Here is a 2,106-nt window from a genome sequence, read left to right on the forward strand (position 1 = left end):
GCTTTGTTATGGCCAAAGGTTCGCGGTTGCGTATAGACATCGATTAGGGGGGCTGCAAAGTTCATCAGTAGCACAGCGAAAGCAATTGCATCAGGGTAAGAGCCCCAGGTTCGAATAATGTAGGTAAATAAGCCAACACCTAGACCAAAAATAAAACGACCGCGTGGTGTTGTTGATGAAGAGACTGGGTCCGTTGCGATAAAGAAAGCACCAAACATCGTCGCACCCGCAAGTAAGTGAATACTTAATGGCACGGCTTGGTCGGGGTTAGACGAAAATAAAATTGCTGGAAGTGCTAAGCCGAGTAATACGCCTGCAGGTGTCTGCCAAGGTATGATTCTTAGTGCCAGAAGACCAAGACCGCCAAGTAAGAAGGCTACATTTACCCATTCCCAACCAAGAACGATTCCCGAACCAAAGATGTCTTGGCTGGTAATCGCTTCATAAGTGCTCGCTTTCACCTCATGCTTATATACGTCTAAGGGTGTCGCGCCAGAGTATCCGTCGGGAGCATTCTCTATTTCCCAAATGCTAGCGAGCGTTTGTTGGACGCTAGGGAAATTTTCTTGAAGTGTGGTCGGGCTTGCCCAGTTGCTCGTCATAGCAAGAGGGAAGGAGATGAGCACGAGCGCATAGCCAGCCATAGCCGGGTTGAACGGGTTGTAGCCCAGACCGCCATAGAGTTGCTTCACAAAGATAATTGAGAAACTTGCGGCAATCACGCTTATCCACCATGGCGCTAATGGTGGTAGCGCTATTCCTAGCAGCACCCCTGTCAGCAAGGCACTGTAATCACTTAAGTAAAAACCGATACGACGTTTGCGTAAGGCTAAAATAGCAGCTTCGCTGAGCACTGCGGTAATACTGCAAAGGAGCACATTATGTAGGTTGCCCCAGCCGAAAAAGTAAGTTTGCGCGATCAAGCCCGGAATACATAACAGGATAACCCAGCGCATGATGCTAGAGGTGCTTTGATTTTGTTTAGTATGTGGTGAGCTTCGAGTAAGTAGTCCCATTTAATTTTCAACCTCTTGGCTCTTCGCTTGTGCTAGTGCGTCTTGCGCGGCTTTTACACGCACTTTGTTTTTATCAACGGCGCGTTGGAATTTTTCGATGTTCTCGGGAGCATTAGCTTTTGCGTCTTCGAGCGTATCGATCATCTTATCGAGTTTGGCCTGCGCTTTTTCTAGATTAGCTTCTAATACCTCAACAGGGACTGTTTCAGTTTTCGGCTCTGGTTTATTCTCTGATGAGGCCGCTTGTGCATCGTTCAATGCTTGCTTCGCTTGTTCTACGCGAGCTTTATTTTTATCAACGGCGCGTTGGAATTTTTCGACATTCTCGGGTGCGTTAGCTTTTGCATCTTCGAGCGTATCGATCATCTTATCGAGTTTCGCCTGCGCTTTATCGACATTGCTTTGCAGCGTTTCAAGGGACACTTCTGAGACCGCTTGTGGTGTTGGCGCGCTAACGGTTTGCGCTTTTTCTAGTGCTTGTTTCGCCTGATTCACGCGTAGTTGATTTTTCTCGACCGCGCGCTGCAGTTTGGCAACATTATCCGGTGCATTGGCCTTGGCATCTTCGAGTGCATCGATCATCTTATCGAGCTTGCTTTGGGCTTTGTCTAAGTTGCCTTGTAATTCTTCAACGGAGACTTGTGCCGAAACGGTTTCTGCTTTGCTCGCGTTTTTGCGCGCTAATGCTGCTTCAATAGCGGCTTTTTTTGGATCAACAGATTCGGCATTGGCTGCCGCTGCTTTTTTCTCGGCTTGTAATTTCGCTGCTGCTTCTGCGCGTGCTTTTCGTTTCGCTTCTTTTTCTTGCGCTTCACGTTCTAAACGTTCTTGGCGTGCTTCAAAACGAATACGGGCTTTTTCTGATTTGTCTGTGTCCAGGCGTTTTGCTTTTATCTCACCTTTTGCGTGTCGGTAGTGCTGAACGAGTGGAATGGAACTAGGACAAACATAGGCACAGGCGCCACATTCGATGCAATCAAATAGATTGTGCTGTTCAGCTTTTTCATACTCGGCAGAACGAGAGAACCAATATAGTTGCTGAGGCAATAACTCTGCTGGGCAGGCTTCTGTACAAAGGCCACAACGGATG

Annotated in this window: 2 protein-coding genes; both read right to left on the minus strand. The window is 47.7% G+C overall.

Annotation, left to right across the window (positions count from 1 at the left end):
* Positions 1 to 1,016: electron transport complex subunit RsxD (gene rsxD / locus A3738_RS05360; RefSeq protein ID WP_068763426.1), on the minus strand; the 1,016-nt coding region annotated here is incomplete at its 3' end.
* Positions 1,017 to 2,106, minus strand: a 1,090-nt coding sequence (locus A3738_RS05365) for a 4Fe-4S dicluster domain-containing protein (RefSeq protein ID WP_156503989.1), incomplete at its 5' end; no start/stop codon positions are given.

The organism is Oleiphilus sp. HI0066, assembly GCF_001635725.1.